The sequence below is a fragment of the Mesorhizobium sp. L2C084A000 genome, from assembly GCF_000502875.1.
Lineage (GTDB): Bacteria > Pseudomonadota > Alphaproteobacteria > Rhizobiales > Rhizobiaceae > Mesorhizobium.
In genome coordinates, this window is the sequence record NZ_AYWX01000003.1 from 312742 (window position 1) to 337099 (window position 24358).

A 24358-nucleotide genomic window follows, 5' to 3' on the forward strand; every position below is an offset into this window, starting at 1 on the left:
TGCCATTGCTTGTTGGCAGTGGTTGATTCGTTGCATCAGTCTCATGGTTCGGAAGATGTCTCCAGAAAAAGTTCGTGCATTCCCGATCGACCGTCAGGTATTCTTGGTTCGAGAGGTTGCTGCCAAGCTCGGCAATCTGCATGGCGAGACCGCCACCTCCTTCTGGAGGGCCAAAGCGTCGGAGTTGCTCGATCTTGTGGTCGGATCCGGCAGGGACAGAACGGCAGCCAGCGATGAAGTGCGCAGGTTTTTCCTGGCCGTGCAGCGAGAGATGTTGGCTGATACGGTCGCGGAGTCGATGCCAATTCTTTCCGCTTGAAGCAAATCCTGAACCTCCATCCTCCACACATGCATCAGTAATTTGTAAATACGCTTACTCCGGTGTGTTTTTCGGAGACCCGGTCGTTGTTCGCGCGGTCTCGGCTGCGAATCCGGCAATTTCCCGCCGGCCTTGAGGGGCGGCCCACTCTGAGACATCGATGCGCTTGCGCGTTGGTCAGCCAGCGAAACACTTCTTTTTTGAAGCCAATGGACCACTGCTCAAAAATGCAACGAACTTTTTAGCCATTCGTTCATCTATGCGTGCTTTCTAATTTAAACCATGGCCTTGAGTAGCTTCACCCGTGTTCGGCTTGTAATGGACGCCATGCGCCGCAGCACGGGCGCGAATGTCGCTACGATTTTTGCCTTGACCTTGCCGGTCGTTGTCGGCGCTGCGGGCTTCGGCGTCGAGACCTCCTATTGGTACTACAACAGCCTGAGATTGCAGGCGACGGCCGATGCAGCCGCTTATGCCGGTGCGCTCGAACAGATCTCGGGTTCCGACAAGCCGACGATCGTCGCGGCCGCGACCCAGTCCGCGGCGTCGAACGGACTGGGCTCGGGCACGATCGTCGTCAATACGCCCCCAGCGTCCGGACCGAATACGGCAAAAAAAGCGGTCGAGGTGATCGTAGGCCAGAAGCTCGACCGGATGTTCACCCTGATCTTTACACAGGAAAAGGTTCCCGAACAGGCGAGGGCGGTGGCCGTCATTACCGATGCCTCGAGTGCCTGCATGCTCGCGCTCGATCCATCCGCTTCGCAGGCAGTGCTGTTTTCCGGCAGTACCAGCGTTAAGCTCAGCGGCTGCTCGGTCATGTCCAATTCGATCGCCTCGGACGCCATCAAGCTTCAGGGCTCGGCCGGTCTGCAGGCCGATTGCCTGATATCGGCGGGCGGTGTCTCTCTCAGCAATCCCGTCAGGACCGTCTGCGCGGCCCCGATCACCCAGGCACTGCCTGCCGGCGATCCCTTTGTCGACCTGCCGGCCCCGGTGGCCGGGACCACCTGCCAGAACGACAACAAGGCGACGCTCGGTCCAGGCACCTATTGCAGCGGCATGAACCTAAAGGGCAATGTCACGCTTTCGCCCGGCGTCTATGTCGTCCAGGGCAGTTTCAAGATAAACGCCAATGCGGCCATCACTGGCAGCGGGGTGACCATCTTCATGTCGGGCAGCTCGACTGTCAGCATGAATGGCAATGCGTCCGTGAACCTCAGCGCGGCGACTTCGGGCACCTACTCAGGCGTTCTGTTCTACGGCGACAGGACCGGCATGAGTGCATCCAGCACATTCAACGGCACGGCGGACTCGCTTTTGACCGGGGCGATCTATTTCCCCAAGCAGCAAGTGAACTATCTTGGCAACTTCTCGGGCAAGGGCGGCTGCACCAGGGTCGTCGCCAATACGATTCAATGGTCCGGTAATTCAACCATCAATCAGGATTGCTCAAGCCTCGGAGTGCCCAACATTCCAGCCGCGCGGTCCGTGGCACTTTCCGAGTAGCCCCGTGGGGCGCCGATCGATGCCGAACCTTGGCGATGATTCGGGCGTTGCGGCGGTCGAGTTCGCGATGGTGCTGCCCATTCTGTGCCTGGTGCTGCTTGGTATTCTGGACGGCTGGTCCTACGTAACGAGTTCACTGTCGATGCGCGCCGGTGTGAAGACCGCCGCGAACCTGGTCATGAGCGGATCGACCGATGATGCGGCGACCCAAGCTCTTGCCATTGCGAGCTGGGAAAATCGGCCGGAGGACGGTCAGGTCACGCTAAGCCGCATCCGTATGTGCGGGGCGACGGTGGTCGACGTGTCCACCATGTGCAGTGGGCCGAAGGTGCCGGCGGTCTATGTCCAGATACAGGCATCGGGCACCTGGGTGCCGCCAATTGCCTTCGGCCCATTTGCCACTTCCACTGTAATCGGTCACCAGGAGATGATCCGTGTCCGCTAGGGTAAGCGCGTTCCGGCAGGATCGATCGGGCGGGGCCGGGCTGGAGTTCGCGCTAATCGCCCCCTTCCTCGTCATGCTGCTGTTCGGGATCTTCGCTTTTGGCTGGTCGATGCACTCGGTCTCCAGTGTTCGCTATACGCTGGAGACGTCAGCGCGCTCGCTGCAGCTTAAGAACACGCTGACCCAGGCCGACATTCAATCGATCGCCACGCAGAAATTGCAGGCCTTGGGGTTTAAGGACGTGAACGTCACCATCGCCATCGACCCGGTGAGCGGCGGCTTCCGCATGGCGCATCTGACCGCGGCCTATGCCTTCGTCATCGACTTTCCCTACTTCAGTTCCTTCCCCATCAACTACGCGACAACCGTTACCGTGCCGCTGCTTGGCAGCGGCTAGGCTGTGGCCTGATAGCTTCGCGTGCTGGGGCTCTGCTTACTTGTACGCCTTGAGCGCGATTAGACCACCGAGAATGGTTATCGCCATCAGGATCAGCGCCCACGACACGACGTTATGCGACAGACGCCTCCGGCGGCCGCGCAGGGTCCGGTCCCGCTAGCGTTTGGCCTGATCAGCCCCTGTGTTTTGTCGATCCACATCCTTCCCCACGAGCAGAATGCGACTCATGCCGGCTGGTGTCCAGATCGGCACCGGTTTTGGCGGTCGCGCTGCAAGCCTGGCTCTCAGCCTGCTTTTGATGGCAAGGGGCTAGATAATATATTCATTAGTGCTAATATTGAGATGACGTTACGTCATGTCGGACCATCTATCGGGTGCAATAAAGGGGGTTCCAATGAGAGTGGCTGTATTTTGCGCGGCTGTGGTTTTCGCTGCGACTGGTGTCGCTGATGCCAAGGAAAAGAAGGTGGCGGTCAGTGATGCCGCCGCCTTGTGTTCCACCAACCCGTCAGCCAAGAAGCCCGTTCCAAATCTGGACTGCGGTGTCACCGGAACCGCCAAATCGCAAGATAGCGGCGCAAAGGCAGAGCCGCGCCTCGGATACGACTCCAACCCGTGGATTGTAACAGGCTTTTGACTTCGCATGGCGAATGCCGGTTGAAGCGCTGAAGAGAGTCGTCTTGACCGACGGGCGCCGCCCCCTGGGAGTGGAACGCAAGGGTCGGGCGCCGTTGAGAAGAAGGATGCGCAAATGGCCGCCTATCTGATCGCGGATGTAGACATAAAGGACGCTGCCGTGTTCGAGGAATACCGGCGGGATGTGCCGGCCACCGAGGAGCGTTATGGTGGGAAATATCTAGGTCGTGGCGGTGCGACCAAGGTTTTGGAAGGTGATTGGGAGCCACACCGTTTGGTTATTATCGAATTTCCCGACATGACGTCATTGATGGGCTGGTACAATTCGCCGGAATACGCGCGCCTTATCGAAATCCGTAAGCGTTGCGCCAACACCAGGATAATTGCGCTTGAGGGGATCGCAACACCCACTGTTTGACAGTGGTGACTCGGCTCCGCCTTCATCAGGCAGAATCCGGCTTTTGCCCGAATCCGCACACCGCGAAGTCAGCTGTTTAAAGCCGGGAAACCAGGCAATAAATACGGGCTTACCACCACTGCGGGGCTTTCTCATCATCGCAGTGCCGAGAACCCAACTCGACCGTGCAATTGAAAAGCCCGCCACGGGGGCGACCTGCGGCGGGCTCTTGGAGCGGCTACATCCCTGAGGAATCGACCACTTTGTAGCAGGATTATGACCCGTGTGACCGCGTTAGCCTATGGTGTGATCGCGGAAGACAGGTCTTCGTTGAAGATAACGGTAGAGAGCTTCCCAGTGGCGGGCCATAGGGCAATCCCAGGTGCGGACCTCTGGATTGCCCATTTTTCTTGGAACCGTCGTGCCGCAGCGAAGTTCGGTACCAAAGGGACATTCCGAAATGGAGTTGATCATGAAACAGGTTCTTTTCGCTTCAGCCATTATGGCACTGTCAACTGGCCTCGCATTTGCGCAATCGACCGACACGACCACAGGCGGATCGTCGACCTCGACAACCAAGACCATGCCGAGCACTACGACCGATCAGGGCACGGATTCGACCACCACGAGTGGAACGAACTCGAACTCCGCCAAGGACTGCGCTCCGGGTCAACAAACTGGTAAGATCGGAAGAGCACNCAGGGCACGGATTCGACCACCACGAGTGGAACGAACTCGAACTCCGCCAAGGACTGCGCTCCGGGTCAACAAACTGGCAGCGCCAAGCAGGCCGCCCCAGGTCAACAGGACACCGATGCTAACTCGGCTGCTCCTGGTCAGATGAAAAAGACCACGGAAGGCTGCTGACCTGCCTTTGGACTGTCCCAGGTTGATGCATAGCGGTCGATTCTCAGGATGTAGCCGCTTTCGAAAAGCCTGTCGTGCTAGGCCGCCAAGGCGGGTTCGCCTCGCTGAAGGACTTCTGGGAGGTCCAATGAGGATGCGCCTAGACACCCTTTCAGCCGCCATTTATGTTAGACATCTCTAAAGTGCAGATGAGCCGCTCGGCTTTAGAGTGCGCCAAGGGCCTGCATTCGAGCTCTAACTTGTTGTGCTTTTTCATCCGGGGGGACACCAGTATGACAAGCGAACGTCAGCACGAGCAGATGGGCGTTATCACAGCTTCAGAAACTCGGTCCCGAGACGCTTCAAGATCGAATTCGCGCAGAGGTTTATGCAAGCGCAAGCGTGGTGGTCGGCCGATATGAGGTGGGTGCCTGGTCGCGACGAATGTAAGCACCATGATCATGCCTATGCCTTCTACGTCGCTTTCCTCGCCGAGCCGCCGCTTGATGTCACGGGCGGCGCTCGTGCGGGATATCGGCCCTCCAGCATTCAGCCCACGATGACCTGAAAGCCGGCCCATCGCCTCCTGACAGTCAATCTCAGGGTCACTCGCGCTCATGGTGCGTTGATCATGCGTTTCCTTCCACAGTGCTGTCCTCGTCCAATGCATGCGGAACCGGCAGATACGCATTAGCGACAGCCAATCGCCCACTATCGTTCGGATGGTCCGCCCTCCTGAGCCCCATTTCTTCCGCCACGCCCGACAGGGGCTCTTGGACCCTCGGGTCAAGCGCTGGGTTACGTTTCGGAGCATCAGGGCCGCTCGTAGGAGCATTACCAGAAGGTCCGCGCGGGAAAGGTCGGCGGGCGGGTTCTTTGTTAAAATCGCCCGGCAGCCCGAAAAAAGTTTTCCAGACCGGTGCGGATTTGTTCCCAACCCCACTACTGCTGCTCGGGCATTTCAGTATTTTCCTGAGGGTCTTTTTTCACGCCTGGGCTGGGTGACGTGTCCGCTGGCGCATTACCGCCCTGGTTTTGCTCAGGAGCACGCTTGAACGGTGCCGTCTGCCAAGAGCCGTTCGATAAAGGCGTGAGTACAAAGAATGCTATCAGGCCTAGAAAAAGGACGGCGATAACCGCCACGCCCCACGCCATGAGTCTTCGCGTGCCACGCTGTTCTTGCCTGCGAGATAGATTGTCCGCCATTGCTCCGGCCTTTCGTGACGTGGCGCTGGTGAGCAACGCGCCTTCCCGAACTCGGTTCCGCCCGTCGTCCGACATCAGGCTTCGCCTTGAGGCGGCTTCCCGTCGCAGTGACGGTCTGCGGTTTCTGCTTTCTGCTCCGGGGGTGGCGTCTCCGCTCGAATCACCGGTTCCAGGTCGTTGGGAAAATTGGGCGCGTCGACTGGCAGTTTCGGCAGCAAATCTTTTTCGTCCGGTGATAGCGACGGAAGTATCTCTGCCACCTCGGCCAGGATGTCGTTTACGATCCCGTTCATTGCGTGCCTGCTGCGAAAATATCTCCTCTCGAACTTCGCTATTGCATCAAAGTTCCGGCCCATAAGGATGCTTCGTCATTCAGTGGCACGGGACAGGACCGGTGAATTGGCCAATGTTCGAACCCTGCTGGTGATCTGATTTCCATCCAAGGTTTGGCCCGCTGCCGAACTGTGGGGGCTTTTTTATGTATTAGCGGAACCTGATATGTCGAGGCGGGTTGGAAATGGCGGCAGCGTCCCCCGCTGCCGGGCCGAGGCTCCAAGCCCCGGCCGGGTCCGCCTCTGCCCGCCAGTGGGGGCGGACCCACTGGAACACGCTCCGAAAGGAGGTTTGGATCGCGCTCGGTTCCCCTGGCGGAGCAGAACATCGGAAGGCCGTCACTGCTCCCTCAGGGCGACAAAATTGATGGGAACATTTTAGCAAACTGTAAATTGAAGGTTCTTCTGCAGGAGGCCAAACTGTCCCAGCGGAGCGTCGACAAAGACCGGTTGGAGCGCGCAGACCGTGAGGCAAAGATTGCTAACGCGGCCGAGAGAGAGGCGCGAGATACAAAAACTGCCCGACTTCGAGAACAACGCCTTGCTGCCGAAGCCAAGGCTTCACAAATCAAGAAAGGTCGATCCGGGTGCTAGGTCGCTTTAGCCGCTGATGCTCGCGCTCGATGCTCGGCTGCTTGATCGGGCCGACTACGGTCGCTTGCCAGCCCGATGGCGATGAGGAATATAATCCTTCCGTTGCGGCGATCCCCTCAAACGGAGTTCGCACAAATGGCCCGATCGAAACCTTCCAAGCAGTTATCACAGGTTGAAATCGAGCGCTTTCTGGTGGCAGCGGAAGCGCTGCACCTGAGCATCGTCAAGCCGTTCATATCGCCGCTCTGCGACCACTACAGACAGACACGCGTCTTACATGAGGTGCTTTTGAAAGCCGTGCGGGATGTGACCGGAAGGGAAGTCGAGTTCATCCGGTGGAACACTACTGGGCCGGTGCTACCCACTTAAGGCCTGACGTGTCGGTTAGTCCTTCTAGCAGCTTGCGCGACTCTGCGATTGTGCGGCGCGTCTCCGCGATGGCCGAAAGCATGTTGTCTGCCTCAGCGACCGCATGTCGCTGGCGTCGGTGCGCCGCCATAATGAATAGCTCTAAGGCGATGTCCTCATCCATCGGGCAGCTCACGCACCCACTCGAACGTGACCTTCACGGTGAATAGCGGCTTGCTGGTGTGGTCGCGGACACGGATGGCAACTTTCCTGAAAGTTTCCGGCATCTGGTCTTTGGCTATTTCGAGTAACGCTGTTGCTGCCTCATCTTCAGCGGCTTTCCGGCTTTTAAGCTCGGTGCCTTCAGGGTCGGGAAACACTTCGCCATCGTCCGTTAGATCAAAGAAGAAGCGGGCCATATGGCCTTAATTCCTAACCCCGAAACTACTTGCTGGTTATCCAGTCCACCAAGCCAACTTCGATCTGCTCGCACCCGACATATTCGCGGACCAAGCATGAGGACATTGACGCGCTGCTCTGGTCGTTCCTACCGGAAGAAGTATTGGAAGAGGCGGTCAACGCTTCGGAAGGCGGCGCAGCCTGAACTGTCGCGTTTGGCCCGCTACCTCACGGTGGCGGGCTTTTCTCAGTCACGTTGATTCGGTTTGTGCGCGAACGTCCGCTGAAATTCGCTGCGCTTATTCGACGCTTATGTGACGAATGGGGTACAGATTCGGCTAAGTCGTTGAAAGATCTGGTACGCCCAAGGGGAATCGAACCCCTGTTACCGCCGTGAAAGGGCGGTGTCCTAACCGCTAGACGATGGGCGCGCTCAGACGAAGCGGCTTATACTGGCGTTGTGCGCAACCGGCAACCCGTCAGGTGCCACCTTGGACAACTTTTTTCCGGGCCTGCCAAATCAACGATTTCCCGAAGTTGGCGAGCTTGACGATTAGCGGGGACGCCGCATCGCTCTGCTCCGGAATGATGAAGTTGGGAAGGCTTCGGCCAATCCGATATTCGGGATGCCCAACGGAACGATCTTGGCCGCCAGCCGATCTCAGATCCGCGCTAGCCGTCACCGCCGCTGCGCCGGCGGCAGCGCCAGTTCCAGTCGCGCTCGGGGCCGACGTCGACGTGAACCGATTCTGTGTGGCAGTAGGTGCCGACGCCGCCGCGGCCGGGCATGCTTCTGATGTAGCTCGCCAGTTCCCATTTCGAAACGCCGGGCACCTGGATGTCGGCGGCGGCGCAATACATGTGCAGCGAATTTTTGGCGCCGTTGGCGCGCCGGTTGCGGGCCGGGTCGCGATAGCCTGACGTCACCGTCATCTTGCGGCCGTAGTGGCCTTCGATCGTCTTCAGCACACGCACCAGCGACGGCTTCAGGCAGGCCACGTCGACGCTCTCGTTCTGCTTGAGCAGCCCGTTGGGCGCCAACCGGGCCATGCCGGCGGCTGACGCAACCTGATAGGAGCCGCCGATTGGCCCCTCATCCTCGTTGAGGTCGACGTCGCTTTCGTCATCGAGGCCGGACTTGCGCTTGATCTCGAACAGGGCCGTTTGGCGCACGCCGGGCAGGGCATCGCTGCCAGTGACGTGGCCGGTATCGCCGCCGAGCGAAGCCAGCTGCACCGGCTTGGCCGTGGAACTGGCCGAGGCAAGCGTGATGATCGGCTTTGCCGCTGCTGGCGCCGCTTTTGCCTGCGCCGGGGGCTGCTCGCCCGTCCGGGCGTTGCTGATGATGGGGGCTGGTGTCGCCGAGGCTGGCGTTGCGCCAAACATCGAGGCGAGGAAGCCTTTCTTCTTTGGTGCTTCGGCCTGCGGCATCTCGCCAGCTGTCACATAGACCGGGTTGTTCATGGCCGGAACGGCAGCGGGCTTCGGCGCCGCCACGTCGCCGTCGACCGCGGCAATCTGCTGGGCGACCGCGTCGGTTTGGCGCGCGGTCTGTGCCTGCTGCGTCAGCGATTGCGGCGTGTTTCCAACGATGGTTTCGGCGCCCGCCGGCGTGGTCAGCGGAAAGGCAGCTCCCGGTTTGGACATAGGCACGTAGGCGACTTTTTCAGGCAGCGCCGTATCGCTTGCCGTCATCACCGTCGTCTGCTCGGTCGTGATATCAGACGAATCGGAGGCGATCGCCTTGCCGCTGGAGGCCGCGTTTATGTCCGATGCGGTGGCATTGTAACCGGGCATTCCGACCGACATTGTCGGGTCGCCAGCCGAAGTGCAGGAGGCCAGAAGCAAGGAGCAGAGCGCTGCCACAATGGCGCGGCGTTCTCCCTTTGCGAGGCTCCATCCTGCTGATTTCAAAGTCAAATTCCCCCTCGATGTCCGGTCGGTATATCCTTGGCGCCACACGCATGCGTCGATGCCAGGGTGACCTTTGTCTCCGATCCGGAAACGAGACCTGTGTCAAATCCGCAAGCCTGAAAGTATTTTTGCGGTGATTGCCGAATTACGGCCGCTTGATGGTTGACGACACCATTTCGCCCGCTTTTGGCGGTCCGTCAACTCACCACACATTACAGTCCGTTACACACGTACTTTCACATAGGTGCCGGGAGCATCACCCAAGGTTTTCATATGCTTGCCCGGTTTGCGGGCAGGCACGCGCGTGTTGTCCTTGGCCTCTATCCAGTCTTGCCAGTGCGGCCACCAGGATCCTGGATGGTCGGTGGCATTGGCTATCCACTGGCTAAAGTCGCCCGTCGGCATACCCCCGGTCCAATACTGGTATTTGTTGGATGCCGGCGGATTGACGACACCGGCGATATGGCCCGATCCGGCCATCACATACTCGACTGTGCCGCCGAAATATTTCGAGCCGAGGAACACCGAAAGCGCCGGCGCGATGTGATCTTCCTTGGAGGCGAGGTTGTAGACCGGGATGGTGATGTCGCCGAGCGAGACCGTATGGCCCGCCAGTTCCATCGTGCCTTGCGAAAGGTTGTTCTCGAGATAGCAGTTGCGCAGGTAGAAAGAGTGATTGGCCGCCGCCATGCGGGTGGAATCTGCATTCCAGTAGAGCAGGTCGAAGGGCAGGGGATCCTTGCCGCGCATGTAGTTGTTGACGACATAGGGCCAGATCAGGTCGCCTGAGCGCAGCATGTTGAAGGCGGTCGCCATCTTGGTGCCGTCGAGATAGCCTTTTTCGCTCATCGACTTTTCCACAGCGGCGACCTGTTCTTCGTCGACGAACACTTTCAGGTCGCCGGCATGGGTGAAGTCGACCTGCGTGGTGAAGAACGTAGCCGATTTTATGCGGTCGTCGCCCTCTTGCGCCATCAGCGCCAGTGCCGCCGCCAAAAGCGTGCCGCCGACGCAATAGCCGATCGCGTTGACGTCGCGTTCGCCGGTGGCCTTCTCGACCGTGTCGAGGCCATATTGCAGACCCTCGCGGATATAGGCTTCCCAGCTCTTGGTGCCGTGGCGCTCGTCCGGATTGATCCAGGAGATGACGAACACGGTGTGGCCCTGTTCAACCGCCCAGCGAATGAAGGATTTCTGCGGGTTCAGATCGAGGATGTAGAATTTGTTGATCCATGGCGGGCAGATCAGCAGGGGCCGCTTGAGCACCGTCTCGGTGGCCGGGTCGTACTGGATGATTTCGGCGACGTCGCTGCGGCCGACCACCTTGCCGGGAGTGGTGGCGATGTTCCTGCCGATCTCGAAGGGGGAGTAGTCGGCCTGCCGCAGCTTCAGGTCGCCCTTGCCGGCGGCGATGTCCTCGGCCAGCATCTTCATGCCGCGCACCAGGTTTTCGCCGTTCGAGGCGACGGTTTCACGGAACAGTTCCGGATTGGTCAGGATGAAATTCGACGGCGAGATGGCGTTGGACACCTGCTTGACGTAAAAGCCGGCCTTGTGGCGGGTGTGCTCGTCCAGACCTTCGGCGTGCTCGACCAGATCGGCCGCCCAGCGCGAGGTGACGAGATAGGCCTGCTTGAGGAAATCGAAGAAGGCATTGCGGCCCCATTCCGGGTCGAGGAAGCGCTTGTCCCCGCGCTCCGGCTTGACCGCGTCCTCGGTGTCTTGCGCGGCGTTGCTGGTGCGCTGAATGGCGTTGGCCCAGACCGTCATATAGCCGGAGAACAACCGCGTCTGCGCTTCCAGCGCGCGCTGCGGATCGGCAAGCCAGTATTCGCTGAGCTTGGAAAAGGTCTTCACCATATCGACAACGGGCTCGGCGACATGGTCGCGCACGTCGCCTTTTTCGCGCGGCTCAGCCCAGGCGGAAGCTGCCTTGCCGGCCTGCTCGATCATGCGCGCCATGTTCAGGGCGAAGCGTTCCGGGTCCTTCACCAGATATTGCTCGACGGTCGAAGGCTCGTCATCTTCCGCTTTGCCCGAATCGGGTGTTTTGGACATGGTTGGCGGGGTTCCTCCCGAGGCCTTTTCTTGACATATTAACATGGGACATCCGACCGGGCCAATCTCGCTCTACCTCGGCTGCCAGGGAAACAATATGACGATTAATATTGGCGAGACTGTTTTTTTCGGTGCCGGACGTTTTTGCCGCATCGGCGTGGCGATCGTCCTCATCGGGATTGCCGGGTGCTCGAGCACCAACACGAATGGCCCGACGCCTGTCGCTGCGGGTGCGGGGCCGAAGGATACCGGCACCTTTCCGAACCTGAACATCAAGCCGCAAGTGGCGGCGTCGCAGTTCACCGAAGCCGAGAAGAACGCCAAGCTCGCGCAATTGAAGGCGGATGAGAATGCGCAGGCGGCAAAGGGCGGCGGCCCGAAGGTCGCCAACCAGGCGGCGCTGACGGATCTGGCCAAGAAGCATGGCGACGAAACGCTGAGGCAGATCGAAGCCAAATGCGACCCCACCCTCGACCCTACCTGCAAATAAGTATATAGCGCGCGCCCAACACCCCTTCGCTGTCTGGAACTGCCATGGAAGAATTTCACAAGGTTCGCCGGCTTCCGCCTTACGTGTTCGAGCAGGTCAACCGGCTGAAGGCCAGCGCCCGATCGCGTGGCGCCGACATCATCGACCTCGGCATGGGCAATCCGGACCTGCCGACGCCCAAGGCTATCGTCGACAAATTGTGCGAGGTCGTGCGCGACCCGCGCACGCATCGCTATTCCTCGTCGCGTGGCATTCCGGGCCTGCGTCGCGCCCAGGCCGCCTACTATGGCAGGCGCTTCGGCGTGAAGCTCAACCCCGACACGCAAGTGGTGGCCACGCTTGGCTCCAAGGAAGGCTTCGCCAACATGGCGCAGGCGATCACGGCGCCCGGCGACGTGATCCTGTGCCCGAACCCGACCTATCCGATCCATGCCTTCGGCTTCATCATGTCGGGTGGCGTCATCCGCTCGCTGCAGGTGGAGCCGGACGACGGCTTCATCCCGGCGCTCGAGCGCGGGGTCAAACATTCGATCCCGAAGCCGCTGGCGCTGATCCTCAACTATCCGTCGAACCCGACGGCGCTGGTCGCCTCGCTCGATTTCTACAAGGATGTGGTCGCCTTCGCCAAGAAGAACGACATCATCATCCTGTCCGACCTTGCCTATTCGGAGATCTATTTCGACGGCAATCCGCCGCCTTCGGTGCTGCAGGTGCCTGGCGCGATCGACGTTTGCGTCGAATTCACCTCCATGTCGAAGACCTTCTCCATGCCCGGTTGGCGGATGGGCTTTGCCGTCGGCAACGAGCGGCTGATCTCGGCGCTGACGCGGGTGAAATCCTACCTCGATTACGGCGCCTTCACGCCGATCCAGGTGGCGGCGGCACACGCGCTCAACGGCGACGGCGCCGACATCGCCGAGGTGCGCGATATCTATCACAAGCGCCGCGACGTGATGGTCGATGCCTTCGGCCGCGCTGGCTGGACCATTCCGGCACCGGCGGCATCGATGTTCGCCTGGGCGCCAATCCCGGAGCCGTTCCGACATCTCGGCTCGCTCGAATTCTCCAAGCTGCTCATCGAACATGCCGACGTGGCCGTGGCGCCGGGTGTTGGCTTCGGCGAGCATGGCGACGAATTCGTGCGCGTCGCTCTGGTCGAGAACGAGCACAGGATCCGGCAGGCGGCGCGCAACATCAAGCGCTTCTTGTCGACCAGCGCCAAGCAGCCCAACAATGTCGTGCCGCTCTCCGCTCATCGGTAAGCTTGCCGCAGACGATTTCGATCGAATTTTGAGGGACGTCGCCGGATATGGCTGAAGCATTGCGTGTTGGAATTGCCGGCCTCGGCACCGTTGGCGCGTCGGTGGCGCGCGTGCTGCGCGACAAGGCGGTGGAACTGACCCGCCAGTGCGGCCGCGACGTCATCGTCACCGCCATCTCGGCGCGTGACCCGAAGCGCGATCGCGGCGTCGATCTCAGCTCGGCAGAGTGGTTCGACGATCCGGTCAAGATGGCGCAGACCGCCGAAATCGACGTGTTCGTCGAACTGATCGGCGGCGACGAGGGTCCGTCGCGCTCATCGGTGAAAGCGGCACTCGAAGCCGGCCGTCATGTCGTCACTGCCAACAAGGCGCTGCTGGCCAAGCATGGCGTTGCGCTGGCCGAAATCGCCGAGAAGAAGGGCGTGCTGCTCAACTACGAGGCGGCAGTGGCGGGCGGCATTCCCGTCATCAAGACCATGCGCGAGGCGATGGCCGGCAATTCGGTCACCCGCGTGTTCGGCATCCTCAACGGCACCTGCAACTACATCCTGACGCGCATGGAGGCCGAGGGCATCTCGTTTGATGCTTGCCTGAAGGACGCGCAGCGGCTGGGCTATGCCGAAGCCGATCCGACCTTCGACATCGAGGGCCACGACACCGCGCACAAGCTGTCGATCCTGACCAGCCTTGCCTTTGGCACCAGGATCGCCGCCAATGACATCTACATGGAGGGCATCTCCAACATCACCCAGGCCGACATCCGCGCGGCCGCCGATCTTGGCTACCGGATCAAGTTGCTGGGTGTCGCCCAGCGCACCGAGAGCGGCATCGAGCAGCGCGTGCATCCGACGATGGTGCCGACCGCATCGGTCATCGCGCAGGTGCATGGCGTCACCAATGCGGTGGCGATCGAGACCGACATTCTGGGCGAACTGCTGCTATCAGGCCCCGGTGCCGGCGGCAACGCCACCGCCTCGGCCGTCATCGGCGACATCGCCGACATCGCCAAGAGCCGGCCAGGATTCCAGCATGGTCCGGTCTTCGGACGGCCGGCGAAGGAGCTGAAACCCTACAAGAAGGCGCAGATGCGCAGCCATGCCGGCGGCTACTTCATCCGGCTGACCGTGCATGACCGCATCGGTGTGTTCGCGGCAATAGCCAAGCGCATGGCCGACAGCGATATTTCGCTGGAATCGATCGTCCAGCACGCGGTCAACGGCGAAGCGGCGGCACAAAAAACGGTGATCCTCGTCACCCACGAGACGACCGAGGCCGCTGTGCGCAAGGCCGTCGACGGCATCACCAAGGATGGCCATCTGACCGACAAGCCGCAGGTCATCCGCATCGAGCGGGCAGGGTAGCTTTTGCCCGATAGGCCCTGCGGGACAGGAATCCCGCAGGCATTGAGGTCCGGTCTGGTGGGGACAGCCGCCACACGGGAACGAATTGGTGTCGTCGCCGTTCTCTTGGTCAGCAACCAGAGGAACCGCTTCATGGCCGATGCCAACAAGTCCGACACCCCTAATATCGACGACATCCAGAAGACGCTGGAAAAGCAGATTGCCGATTTGCGCAAGGAGATCACCAAGATCAACAAGAGCATTTCGGCGCGGGGCGCGGAAATGCTCGATGACGCCAGCGAACAGGCGTCCGAGTTGTACGACACGGCCGCGAGCCGCGCTTCGCGTACGGCGCAACAACTGCGCAGCCAGGCTCAGTCCGTCTCGGAAGTAGCGCGCGAAAACCCCGGTACGACGACTGCCCTGGTCGGCGTGATCGGTTTGCTCGGCTTTATGGCCGGTTTCGCCATAGGTCAGTCGACGAACGATACGTCGCGCCGCTGGTATTGACCACGGCGCGATAGGGCCGGGTTTGCCGGCTCGTTTCCTTGTTTCAGCACATCATTTTTAAGGAGGGCACTGTGGCTTCATCCGCCTTGATTAGCATCCTGATCACATTCCTCGTCATCATCCTCGTTCTCTATCTTGTTCAGCGCCTGCCGCTCGACGGCCGGATGAGGCAGATCGTGCAGGTTATCGTCCTCATAATCGGCATCATTTCGCTGCTCAAATATCTTGCGGTTTTCTAGCGCCAAAGAGGTCTAACTTTCGCTTTTCAAGGCCGGCCCGGTTCATTGCGGCCGGCTGGCCTTGTTTCAAAAATGCGGTTTAATCGATTGATATTGCTGACTATTCGATAAAATCTTCCGCAGGTCTTGCCGTTGTCATGCTCGTTTGACAAAACAGGCCCGCCTCCGGCGGGGGCCGCATTGCCAACGAGGAAATCACCAGATGAATGTGGCCCAGAACATCGTCGCCGGCCTTGACCGGATACTCACCATGGAACTGGTGCGCGTCACCGAACGAGCCGCCGTCGCGGCCGCCAGGCTGCGCGGGCGCGGCGACGAAAAGGCGGCCGACCAGGTAGCCGTGGATGCCATGCGCCAGGAGCTCAACCGGCTTTCCATCAAGGGCACGGTGGTGATCGGCGAAGGCGAACGGGATGAGGCGCCGATGCTCTACATCGGCGAGGAAGTCGGCACTGGCAAAGGTCCGGCCGTCGATATCGCGCTCGATCCGCTCGAAGGCACGACGATTTGCGCCAAGAACCTGCCCAATGCACTCGCGGTCATCGCGATCGCCGAAAAGGGCAGCCTGCTGTTCGCGCCGGACGTCTACATGGACAAGATCGCCATCGGTCCGGGCTATGCGGACGGCGTCATCGACATCGACGCCTCGGCGGCTGAGAACATCGCCAGCCTCGCTCGGGCCAAGGGCGTCGCTGTATCGGAAATCACCACCTGCATTCTCGACCGGCCGCGCCATGCCAAGCTGATCGATGCCGTGCGCGCCACGGGGGCCGCGATCCGGCTGATCGGCGATGGCGATGTCGCCGGCGTCATCCACACCACGGACCCGGAAGAAACCGGCATCGATATTTATCTGGGCACTGGCGGAGCACCCGAGGGCGTGCTGGCCGCTGCCGCGCTGCGCTGCACCGGCGGCCAGATGCAGGGCAGACTGATCCTCGACACGGCGGAAAAGGTTGCTCGCGCGGCAAAGATGGGTATTTCCAATCCGAAACGGGTCTATCGGACGGAGGACATGGCGCGCGGCGATGTGTTGTTCGCGGCCACCGGTGTCACCGACGGCAACATGCTGGCTGGCGTCAAGTTCGGCCACAATTACATCACCACCCACACGATCGTGCTGCGCTCGTCGTCGCGGACGGTGCGCGAGATCAAGGCCCGCCATCAGGATCTGGATAAGTTCTGACGCTCGCTTGCGAAGCCGCCTTGCAATTGTTAGCCATTCGGGCGCATCCGATGATGGCTGCAGGGATTTGACGATGAAACCGTTCGACTGGCATGCGGATCCGATTTCGCGTGCCACCGCCATCACAAAGTCCTATCGCAACACCCAGAATGTGCGTCGCTTTCTCATCCGGGAATGCGGCAACGCATTCATGTTCGACCGGCCTTTCATGGCCTGGCTCAAGGACGGTGTGGAAAAGACGATGGGCGATGCGGCCGACGAATGGCTTAGGCGACAGGCTGAAAAGCGGAAAGCGCAGTTTTCTTGACCTATTCCGGGACGGCGCACACCCGTGAATCGCATGGCTTTGCCCGCCTTTGGCCTATAGAGCGTCGCGTGAACGTGACGCGCTTGAAATTGTTGCCAATGCGGGTCGTGGCCTCAAAACCGCTGCGCACTTATGGGCGGCATGCATTGTCGTGCGGCCAACGATGAGTTGGCAAAGCGTATGACCGGCGAAAAACGCCTCTTCCTCGATGTCAGGCAGTCGGTATCAGGGGTTTCCTGGGAACATCGGCTGACAGAACGCCAGGACATGATTGCGCTCGCCATCGCGCAAGGCCATGGCGTGCCCGACATCGTCGCGCGGGTGCTTGCCGGCCGTGGTGTCACCGCCGAACAAACCGAGCGGTTTCTCGACCCGACGATCCGCGATCTTCTGCCGGATCCGGCATCGCTGACCGACATGGACAGGGCGGCGGCCCGCATCGCCGCCGCAGTGATGGCCAGGGAAAAGGTGGCGATCTTCGGCGACTATGATGTCGACGGCGCCGCCTCGTCGGCGTTGCTGAAGCGGTTCCTCACGCATTTCTCGGTGCCGTCGGAAATCTACATCCCGGACCGTATTTTCGAGGGCTATGGCCCCAACCCCGACGCCATGCGCGAACTTGTTTCGCGTGGTGCGACACTGATCGTCACTGTCGATTGCGGCACCAACAGCGCCGTTTCCATCGATGCCGCCAACGAGGCCGGGGCCGACGTCGTGGTGCTCGACCACCACCAGGTCGGCGGTGCCTTGCCGGCGGCAATCGCTGTCGTCAATCCCAATCGCGACGACGACCTTTCCGGGCAGGGCCATCTCTGTGCCGCCGGCGTGGTCTTCCTCGCCCTTGTGCAGACGGCCAGGATCCTGCGTAGCCGCATGCCCGATGCTACGCCGCCAGACCTGCTTTCGCTGCTCGATATCGTGGCATTGGCCACTGTTTGTGACGTGGTGCCACTGACCGGCGTCAACCGTGCCTTCGTGGTCAAGGGGCTGCAGATGGCGCGCCAGCAGAAGAATGAAGGGCTGGCGGCACTGGCACGGGTGTCGCGCATCGGCGAGCCGATCAGCACTTTCCATCTGGCCTATCTGATCGGTCCGCGCATCAATGCCGGCGGACGCATCGGCGATGCCGCACTTGGCAGCCGGTTGCTTGCGACCGACGACCCGGTGGAGGCGCGCACCATTGCCGAGACGCTCGACCGGCTCAACCAGGAACGGCAGTTGATGGAGCAGGAGATGCTCGCGGCGGCGCGCGCCGAGGCCGATGCAGAGCTTGCCGGCGGCAATGGCCCGGCTATCGTCGTCACCGCCAGCAACAGCTGGCATCCGGGTATTGTCGGCCTGCTCGCTTCGCGATTGAAGGACCACGCCCGCCGGCCGGCCTTCGCCATCGCCTTCAACACTGTGGGCATCGGCACCGGTTCGGGCCGCTCGGTCTCGGGTTTCGACCTCGGCCGGCTGGTGCGCGAGGCGGCCGTTGCGGGGCTGATCGTCAAGGGCGGCGGCCATGGCATGGCGGCGGGCATCACCGTCGAGCGGGCGAAGCTTGGTGAGCTCAGGGCGTTTTTCGAAGAGCGGGCGGCAGCCGACGTGTTCCGCCTGCAGGGCGAGGAAAGCCTGGCCATAGACGGTGCGCTTGCCGCTGAAGGCGCGACGCTCAGCCTGCTCGATGCGCTGGAGAAGGCCGGACCCTTCGGTGCCGGGCACGCTGCCCCCGTTTTCGCGCTGCCGCGCCACCGACTAGCCGATGCGCGGCCGGTCGGCACCAACCACATCCGCGTGGAGCTGCAATCGGAAAGCGGCGGCCGCATCCAGGCGATCGCCTTTCGCGCCGTCGATACCGCGCTTGGCGAATTTCTGTTCAAGAACCGGGGCAAGACGATCCACGTCGCCGGTTCGCTGTCGGGAAATTACTGGAACGGCAACCGCACCGTGCAGTTTCGCATCACCGATGCGGCGCGTGCGTAGGTTTTGATCAGGCGAGAACGGTCTGCAGCCGGGTCAACTCGCCGATCTGGGCCATCGTCGCCTGATAGCCGATGTTGATCGCCTCGTCGGCGCGGTGGAACTCGGTCAGGCCGATATGGCTGAGCTTCGGCTGCAGCGACATATCGGGCGGGTCGCCGGCAAGCCTGGCACGCGAAATGCGGTCCTGGATGATGTTGAAGGCCTCGACCATGACGCCGGTAATGCCGAGCCGCGTCTGATGCGACTGGTGCTCGGCGTCGACCTTGCCGGGCCTTGGTGCGTCCTTTTCGATGACCAGTTCGCCGGCGCTGTGTTTTATCACCGCGGCACGGCCGAACAGATCATAGTGAAGGTTGACCGCCACGACGAGCGGCTGCTCGTAGGCGCGGCAGACCGAAACCGGTACGGGGTTGACCAGCGCGCCGTCGACCAGCACGCGGCCATTGCAATTCACCGGCTCGAACACGCCGGGAAGCGCATAGGAGGCGCGCATGGCGGTGATCAATGAGCCGCTCGACAGCCAGATTTCGTGGCCGGTGCGGATTTCGGAGGTGACCGCCACGAACGGCTTGGCAAGGTCCTCGAAACGAATGCCGGCCATGTGCTCGCGCAGCCTTGCATCGAGCTTCATGCCGCCGAACAGGCCGCTGCCGCGCAAATTGAGATCGAGCAGGCCGAAGATGCGGCGCTTGGTCAGGCTGCGGGCGAATTCTTCCAGTTCGTCCAGTTTGCCGGCGAGATAGCAGCCGCCGACCAGCGCGCCGATCGAGGTGCCGGCGATCATCGATACTTCGATGCCGGCTTCGTCGAGCGCGCGCAGCACGCCTATATGCGCCCAGCCGCGGGCGCACCCGCCACCTAAGGCGAGCGAAATGCCTGTTTTCTTCTGGGAGTTCGTTTCGGACGCGCCGCCTGACGAGGACAGGCCGTTGGCCTCCCTGACATCTGGTCTGTTACGCAATGACGCCCACTCGAGCATCATGATCTCCCTTGTCCCACGGCTACTATACGAGCGGGCCGTATCGAAATGATGAATCCGTGTGGTCGGTGTCAGGCAGAAGGTTCAAGCTAGTGGTTTCCGATACGTTTTTTCCGCATCGAACAGCGGCTTGCTGCCGTCGTCGGCAAGCGTCCCCTTGCCATCGATCAGCCCCACCGTCCGATAAAAGCATGAACGCCGGCCAGTGTGACAGGTTGCGTCGTGGCCCAATACTTTGACGCGCAACCATATGGCATCCTGGTCACAATCCGTGAGCATCTCGACGACATGCTGAAAATTGCCTGATGTTTCGCCCTTTTTCCAAAGTTCGTCGCGCGAGCGCGACCAGTAGTGGGCTATGCCGGTCTCCAGTGTCAGTGCCAGTGCTTGCGCATTCATATGCGCAACCATCAACAGCATGCCGTCCGCGGCGTCTGTCACGATGACCGTGACCAGCCCGGCTGCATCGAAGCGCGGCGAAAACACCGCGCCTTCCTCAAGCGCTTTCTTGTCCGACGGAGCTTTTGGAAATTCCAGTGCCGACATCGCCGGTCCATTTTCCTCTTTGACCATGATCTTGTCCGAAAACCGGTCTCCACTTTTCGGGATCATGGTCTGATGGCCGGCGAGGGCCGATCAGACCCCGCCGCCGCGCACCATGGTGACGAAACGGACCTGCTCTTCGGGCGTGTCCTTGAAAACGCCGGTGAAGGTCGAGGTCAGCGTGGTTGAACCCTGCTTGCGGATGCCGCGCATGGCCATGCACATGTGCTCGGCCTCGATCATGACGGCGACGCCGCGCGGATTGAGCACGTCCTGGATGACGCCGGCGATCTGCGCCGTCAGCGCCTCCTGGGTCTGCAGGCGGTGGGCGAAGATATCGACGACGCGGGCGATCTTAGACAGGCCGACAACCTTGCCGTCCGGAAGATAGCCGACATGCGCCTTGCCGATGATCGGCACCATATGGTGCTCGCAATGTGAATGGAATGTTATGTCCTTGACGATGACCAGATCATCGTAGCCGGCGACCTCCTCGAAGGTGCGGCCGAGCTCGTCGGCCGGGCACATGTCGTAGCCACCGAACATTTCGCGGTAGGCCTTTGCCACCCGCTTCGGCGTGTCGACCAGCCCCTCGCGGTCCGGATTGTCGCCGGTCCAGCGCAAAAGCGTGCGCACGGCGGCTTCGACTTCGGCTTCGCTCGGCCGGTCGGTGACCGGCTTTTCCATATAGGCTGACTGTGGCATGAGCTTCTTGATGACGGCATCCATAAAGGCGTCTCCCGTAGTCCCTCTCGGCGGAGGAACGAGTTGAACGGACCACGACCTTTCGGTGTCGGAAACTCGCCCCGTTTCCAGCCCCGTAAGCGGCGTGAACTTCCCGGCAAGGACATTGGCTTTCGTCTTCTTGTCGATACCGGACTGCCACCATTATATAAGGTCATAGCGAGCGAAAGGAAGACACGACAGCGGCAATCGCTGTTCGCTTGGCGGCGACGGATTGGAAAATAATGATAAACGAGGTCTACAACGCGAAAATTCTCGGTTTTGCCGGGAACATTGGCCGCATCGGCCGGCTCGATCATCCTGACGCAACCGCCAAGGCGCACTCCAAGCTATGCGGTTCCACGGTCACCGTCGACCTCAAGATGCAGGACGGCGTGGTCACGGACTTTGCCCATGATGTGAAGGCCTGCGCGCTCGGCCAGGCGTCGTCATCGATCATGGCGCAACATGTCGTCGGCGCGAGCGCCGAGGAATTGCGCGCGGTGCGCGACACCATGCTGAAGATGCTCAAGGAAGATGGCGCCCCGCCGGACGGTCGCTTCGCGGACCTCAGATATCTGGAGCCGGTGCGCGATTACAAGGCCCGTCATGCCTCGACCATGCTGACTTTCGACGCCGTGGTCGACGCCATCGGCCAGATCGAGAAGCGCGCCGAAGCCTGAGGGCCGGCAACCGACCGTTTACAATGCACGTCTGCTTTCGGCAAATTCGCCGCGTACCCAGTCCGCGAACGCGGCGGCCGGCTCCGACAGATCGCGCAAGCTTCTGGCCACCAGCCAATAGGCGCCGGATGCGACGTCGATGTCGAACGGTTTGACCAGCGCGCCGGACGCGACTTCTCCGCCGATCTGCAAGAGATCGCCCAGTGCAACGCCATGTCCGAGCAAGGCGGCCTGCTTTGAAAGCGACGCATCCGCCAGCATCGGCCCGCGCGCCGGCACGGCGTCGGCGGGCACGCCGGCCGCTTCGAACCAGCGCGCCCAGCCCTGGCGGTTCTCCTCGTGCAAAAGCGTGTAGCGACCAAGATCGATCGGCTTCTCGAGGGCGGGGCCCGAGGCAAGCAGCGCCGGCGACAGAACAGGTGAGTCGACTGTCGAAGCAAGTTGCTCGGCTTCGCTGCGCGGCCACGCGGTGGCATGTGCGCTGAAGCGCAAGGCAAGCTCCGGCTGATCGCTGCGGAACTCGATCAGCCTTGGATCGACCTCGAGCGAGATGTCGATGTCAGGCCGCAATTGGCGAAACCGGTTGAGCCGTGGCACCAGCCACACGGATGCAAGCGACGGCTCGACACTGACACGGACCACGGACTGCGCCGGTGTCGCCACCAGTTCTCCAAGCAAGGTGTCGATAGCGTCGAAACTTCTGACAAGCTGATCCAGCAGACGCCGTCCGGTGTCGGTCAGTTCGACACGGCGATGGTGACGTTCGAACAAGGGTTGGCGCAGGAAGATTTCGAGTTCCCGGATCTGCCGGCTGATCGCCGCCTGTGAGACGAAAAGCTCCTCGGCGGCCCGGCTGAAGCTCAGATGCCGGCCCGCCGCCTCGAAGCTCCTCAATGCCGTCAGCGGCAGGCGCCCACGCTTCATTTCGCATAACCCAGGATTATCCGAAGTGGAAATTATACTCGTTTGAAGGCGAAGGCCAGCGGCCGTCTAATCGCATCAAAGGAGACCGACCATGATCCAGTTGCTGAGCATCTTTGGCGATGTCATGCGGATCGCAACGTTTCAATGGCGTGACAGAAGACAGCATGAAAAGCGTTACGAAGAGCCGACCAGTCGTGGCCGGTGGGTGGCTTCGGCTGACTGGCAGCCGTTTCGTCGTTTCCGTCCGTGACGGTGGGCGCGGGGATTGCGTTCTCTAGTAGAAGCCCACATCTATCGCGTGGGAAACGCGAAACGGAGACTGTGGTGCGCGACCAGCATGGGCATGCGCATATCGCCCGGCCGCCGAAACGCGGCCGTAACTGGCCCGGTCCATGGCGCAAGACGCCGGGCCGTCTCCTCGGCACGTCGCTCGTGCGCCTCTACCAGCTGACATTGTCGGGCTTTGTCGGCAATTCCTGCCGGCATCTGCCGACCTGTTCGGAATATGCCCATGAGGCGATCGCCCGCCATGGCCTGTGGGCGGGCGGTTGGATGGGATTTTTCCGGATGCTGCGCTGCGGGCCATTCGGCACGCATGGCATAGACCTCGTGCCGGAGGTGCTGGAGGATCGTTATGTCTGGTTCACGCCATGGCGGTACTGGCGGATCGGCAGCAAGCGCGGCGAAGCGCAGGGGTGATCGCGTCAGTCAGGTCCCGCCGGCTCTGCCCGTTTACGATCCGGTAGGGTTAACAACAGCCTGCACAAAGACTGCGCATTTGAGACAAAATCGAGACAAGAGACCTCGCTAAGCCGCTCGCGAACCCCCTTCTGGAGCGAGCAGAAAATGCGCAATTTCGACCGTCTTCCCTTCATCTTTGCCGGGATACTGTTCCTGCTCGCCTGGCTGCTGGGATTTCCGCTGCGCGCGCAATCGGCGCCGCTGGGGGACGTGCAGTGCACGGTGATCGCCGATGCGGCGAGCGGCAAGGCGCTCTACGAGGACGGGGTGTGCGACGAGCGGTTCAGCCCGGCTTCGACGTTCAAGGTGCCGTTGTCGCTGATCGGCTATGACAGCGGGATCCTGAGCGACGAGCACACGCCGAGCTGGGATTACAAGCCTGAATTCAACGCGGTGAAGCGGGATCAGAAGACCGTCGATCCGGTGGTCTGGGAGCGGGATTCGATCCTGTGGTTTTCCCGGGAAATCACCCGCCGGCTTGGGTCTGGGAGTTTTGCCGGTTATGTCTCGAAATTCGACTACGGCAACGCCGATGTTTCCGGCAATCCCGGCAAGAATGATGGTTTGACCAAGTCCTGGGTGAATTCCTCGCTCAAGATCACGCCGGTCGAGCAGGTCGAATTCCTGCGCAAGCTGCTGGCCCGCAAGCTGCCTGTCTCGGCCAGGGCTTACGACATGACATCAGCCATCATCCCGACCTTCCAGGCCGGAGGCTGGACGGTGCAAGGCAAGACCGGAAGCACCAGGCTGCGCAACGACGTCGACAAGGTTCAGGACAAGCGTTCGCTCGGCTGGTTCGTCGGCTGGGCGCAAAAGGATGGCCGCCAGATCGTCTTTGCGCGGCTTGTCGTCGACACCAACCGCACCGACATGCCCAAGGGCCTCAAGACCCGCGCCGCGTTCCTGAAGGACCTGCCGCTCCTCATCAAATGAACGCTGACATTTGAGCCGGGCTTTACGGAGGCGGAATCTGTCCATAAAAGACAGCCGCTGCCGGACGCATCCGGCTTTTCCCTATGCATATCGTAACCCAAAACCGCCATACACTTTTGGGCGACATGCATTT

General features: G+C 61.1%; 28 protein-coding genes and 1 tRNA gene. 19 read left to right on the forward strand and 10 right to left on the reverse strand.

Annotation, left to right across the window (positions count from 1 at the left end; translation table 11 throughout):
• Positions 1-55 precede the first annotated feature (55 nt).
• From X735_RS155540 to X735_RS155520, 6 genes are all read left to right on the forward strand, one after another.
• Complete coding sequence (locus tag X735_RS155540) at positions 56-319, forward strand: DUF6074 family protein (RefSeq protein WP_023810460.1); 264 nt, start codon at positions 56-58, stop codon at positions 317-319.
• A 282-nt stretch (positions 320-601) separates the two neighbouring features.
• Positions 602-1828 (forward strand): pilus assembly protein TadG-related protein, encoded by a 1227-nt coding sequence (locus X735_RS155535; protein ID WP_023810461.1) that lies wholly within the window; start codon positions 602-604, stop codon positions 1826-1828.
• 19 nt (positions 1829-1847) lie between these two features.
• Complete coding sequence (locus X735_RS155530) at positions 1848-2273, forward strand: TadE/TadG family type IV pilus assembly protein (protein ID WP_050592670.1); 426 nt, start codon at positions 1848-1850, stop codon at positions 2271-2273.
• The gene (locus tag X735_RS155525; RefSeq protein ID WP_023810463.1) at positions 2263-2670 is read left to right on the forward strand and encodes a TadE/TadG family type IV pilus assembly protein; all 408 of its coding nucleotides are present in this window, start codon (positions 2263-2265) and stop codon (positions 2668-2670) included. The genes X735_RS155530 and X735_RS155525 overlap by 11 nt, the downstream gene beginning before the upstream one ends.
• A gap of 394 nt (positions 2671-3064) precedes the next feature.
• Positions 3065-3307: a hypothetical protein gene (locus tag X735_RS1000000167330; protein WP_081734816.1), complete on the forward strand. Its 243-nt coding sequence runs from the start codon at positions 3065-3067 to the stop codon at positions 3305-3307.
• A 114-nt stretch (positions 3308-3421) separates the two neighbouring features.
• Positions 3422-3724 (forward strand): DUF1330 domain-containing protein, encoded by a 303-nt coding sequence (locus X735_RS155520; protein WP_023810464.1) that lies wholly within the window; start codon positions 3422-3424, stop codon positions 3722-3724.
• 1767 nt (positions 3725-5491) lie between these two features.
• Here X735_RS155520 and X735_RS0134000 read toward each other — a convergent pair.
• Entirely contained in the window at positions 5492-5791 is a 300-nt protein-coding gene (locus X735_RS0134000; RefSeq protein ID WP_245273186.1) for a hypothetical protein, read from the reverse strand.
• 38 nt (positions 5792-5829) lie between these two features.
• Positions 5830-6048: a hypothetical protein gene (locus X735_RS155515; RefSeq protein ID WP_155930570.1), complete on the reverse strand. Its 219-nt coding sequence runs from the start codon at positions 6046-6048 to the stop codon at positions 5830-5832.
• Positions 6049-6816: 768 nt separating this feature from the next.
• Here X735_RS155515 and X735_RS0134005 point away from each other — a divergent pair.
• Positions 6817-7050, forward strand: a complete 234-nt coding sequence (locus tag X735_RS0134005; RefSeq protein ID WP_031212982.1) for a hypothetical protein — start codon at positions 6817-6819, stop codon at positions 7048-7050.
• Positions 7051-7205: 155 nt separating this feature from the next.
• On the opposite strand, the gene X735_RS155505 is transcribed toward X735_RS0134005, so the two are convergent.
• The 4 genes from X735_RS155505 to phaC form a co-directional block, all read right to left on the reverse strand.
• Positions 7206-7448 (reverse strand): hypothetical protein, encoded by a 243-nt coding sequence (locus X735_RS155505; RefSeq protein WP_023810468.1) that lies wholly within the window; start codon positions 7446-7448, stop codon positions 7206-7208.
• Between the two features lie 336 nt (positions 7449-7784).
• Positions 7785-7859: transfer RNA gene (locus X735_RS155500), tRNA-Glu, on the reverse strand.
• Positions 7860-8100: 241 nt separating this feature from the next.
• Positions 8101-9348 carry a YcbK family protein gene (locus X735_RS155495; protein WP_023810470.1) on the reverse strand — a complete coding sequence of 416 codons (1248 nt, stop codon included), beginning with the start codon at positions 9346-9348 and terminating at the stop codon, positions 8101-8103.
• Positions 9349-9564: 216 nt separating this feature from the next.
• On the reverse strand, positions 9565-11400 hold the full coding sequence (phaC, locus tag X735_RS155490) for a class I poly(R)-hydroxyalkanoic acid synthase (RefSeq protein WP_023810471.1): 1836 nt from the start codon (positions 11398-11400) through the stop codon (positions 9565-9567).
• A gap of 97 nt (positions 11401-11497) precedes the next feature.
• Between phaC and X735_RS155485 the strand changes: the two genes are divergently transcribed.
• The 8 genes from X735_RS155485 (at position 11498) to recJ (ending at position 18699) form a co-directional block, all read left to right on the forward strand.
• On the forward strand, positions 11498-11890 hold the full coding sequence (locus X735_RS155485) for a hypothetical protein (protein WP_023810472.1): 393 nt from the start codon (positions 11498-11500) through the stop codon (positions 11888-11890).
• Between the two features lie 44 nt (positions 11891-11934).
• Positions 11935-13152, forward strand: a complete 1218-nt coding sequence (locus X735_RS155480) for an LL-diaminopimelate aminotransferase (RefSeq protein ID WP_023810473.1) — start codon at positions 11935-11937, stop codon at positions 13150-13152.
• Between the two features lie 47 nt (positions 13153-13199).
• On the forward strand, positions 13200-14513 hold the full coding sequence (locus X735_RS155475) for a homoserine dehydrogenase (RefSeq protein ID WP_023810474.1): 1314 nt from the start codon (positions 13200-13202) through the stop codon (positions 14511-14513).
• A gap of 132 nt (positions 14514-14645) precedes the next feature.
• Positions 14646-15002: a hypothetical protein gene (locus X735_RS155470; protein ID WP_023810475.1), complete on the forward strand. Its 357-nt coding sequence runs from the start codon at positions 14646-14648 to the stop codon at positions 15000-15002.
• 71 nt (positions 15003-15073) lie between these two features.
• Positions 15074-15241, forward strand: coding sequence for a Thivi_2564 family membrane protein (locus X735_RS1000000167335; protein WP_023810476.1), 168 nt, complete (start codon positions 15074-15076; stop codon positions 15239-15241).
• Between the two features lie 202 nt (positions 15242-15443).
• Positions 15444-16427: a class II fructose-bisphosphatase gene (gene glpX / locus X735_RS155465; protein ID WP_023810477.1), complete on the forward strand. Its 984-nt coding sequence runs from the start codon at positions 15444-15446 to the stop codon at positions 16425-16427.
• A gap of 73 nt (positions 16428-16500) precedes the next feature.
• Complete coding sequence (locus X735_RS155460) at positions 16501-16734, forward strand: DUF6434 domain-containing protein (RefSeq protein ID WP_023810478.1); 234 nt, start codon at positions 16501-16503, stop codon at positions 16732-16734.
• 180 nt (positions 16735-16914) lie between these two features.
• Positions 16915-18699, forward strand: a complete 1785-nt coding sequence (gene recJ, locus X735_RS155455; RefSeq protein WP_023810479.1) for a single-stranded-DNA-specific exonuclease RecJ — start codon at positions 16915-16917, stop codon at positions 18697-18699.
• A 7-nt stretch (positions 18700-18706) separates the two neighbouring features.
• Here recJ and X735_RS155450 read toward each other — a convergent pair whose 3' ends face one another.
• The 3 genes from X735_RS155450 to folE form a co-directional block, all read right to left on the reverse strand.
• On the reverse strand, positions 18707-19681 hold the full coding sequence (locus tag X735_RS155450) for a patatin family protein (protein ID WP_196815316.1): 975 nt from the start codon (positions 19679-19681) through the stop codon (positions 18707-18709).
• Between the two features lie 81 nt (positions 19682-19762).
• Positions 19763-20224, reverse strand: coding sequence for a phosphoribosyl-AMP cyclohydrolase (hisI, locus tag X735_RS155445; RefSeq protein WP_023810481.1), 462 nt, complete (start codon positions 20222-20224; stop codon positions 19763-19765).
• Between the two features lie 90 nt (positions 20225-20314).
• A complete protein-coding gene (folE, locus tag X735_RS155440) occupies positions 20315-20950 on the reverse strand; it encodes a GTP cyclohydrolase I FolE (RefSeq protein WP_023810482.1) in 636 nt (211 codons plus the stop codon).
• Between the two features lie 239 nt (positions 20951-21189).
• Between folE and X735_RS155435 the strand changes: the two genes are divergently transcribed.
• A complete protein-coding gene (locus X735_RS155435) occupies positions 21190-21627 on the forward strand; it encodes an iron-sulfur cluster assembly scaffold protein (protein WP_023810483.1) in 438 nt (145 codons plus the stop codon).
• Positions 21628-21645: 18 nt separating this feature from the next.
• Here X735_RS155435 and X735_RS155430 read toward each other — a convergent pair whose 3' ends face one another.
• A complete protein-coding gene (locus X735_RS155430) occupies positions 21646-22551 on the reverse strand; it encodes a LysR substrate-binding domain-containing protein (protein WP_023810484.1) in 906 nt (301 codons plus the stop codon).
• Between the two features lie 91 nt (positions 22552-22642).
• Between X735_RS155430 and X735_RS1000000167340 the strand changes: the two genes are divergently transcribed.
• The 3 genes from X735_RS1000000167340 (at position 22643) to blaOXA (ending at position 24225) form a co-directional block, all read left to right on the forward strand.
• Positions 22643-22801: a hypothetical protein gene (locus tag X735_RS1000000167340; RefSeq protein ID WP_081734812.1), complete on the forward strand. Its 159-nt coding sequence runs from the start codon at positions 22643-22645 to the stop codon at positions 22799-22801.
• 74 nt (positions 22802-22875) lie between these two features.
• A complete protein-coding gene (gene yidD / locus X735_RS155425) occupies positions 22876-23250 on the forward strand; it encodes a membrane protein insertion efficiency factor YidD (RefSeq protein ID WP_023810485.1) in 375 nt (124 codons plus the stop codon).
• Positions 23251-23397: 147 nt separating this feature from the next.
• Positions 23398-24225 carry a class D beta-lactamase gene (gene blaOXA / locus X735_RS155420; RefSeq protein WP_023810486.1) on the forward strand — a complete coding sequence of 276 codons (828 nt, stop codon included), beginning with the start codon at positions 23398-23400 and terminating at the stop codon, positions 24223-24225.
• Positions 24226-24358 lie beyond the last annotated feature (133 nt).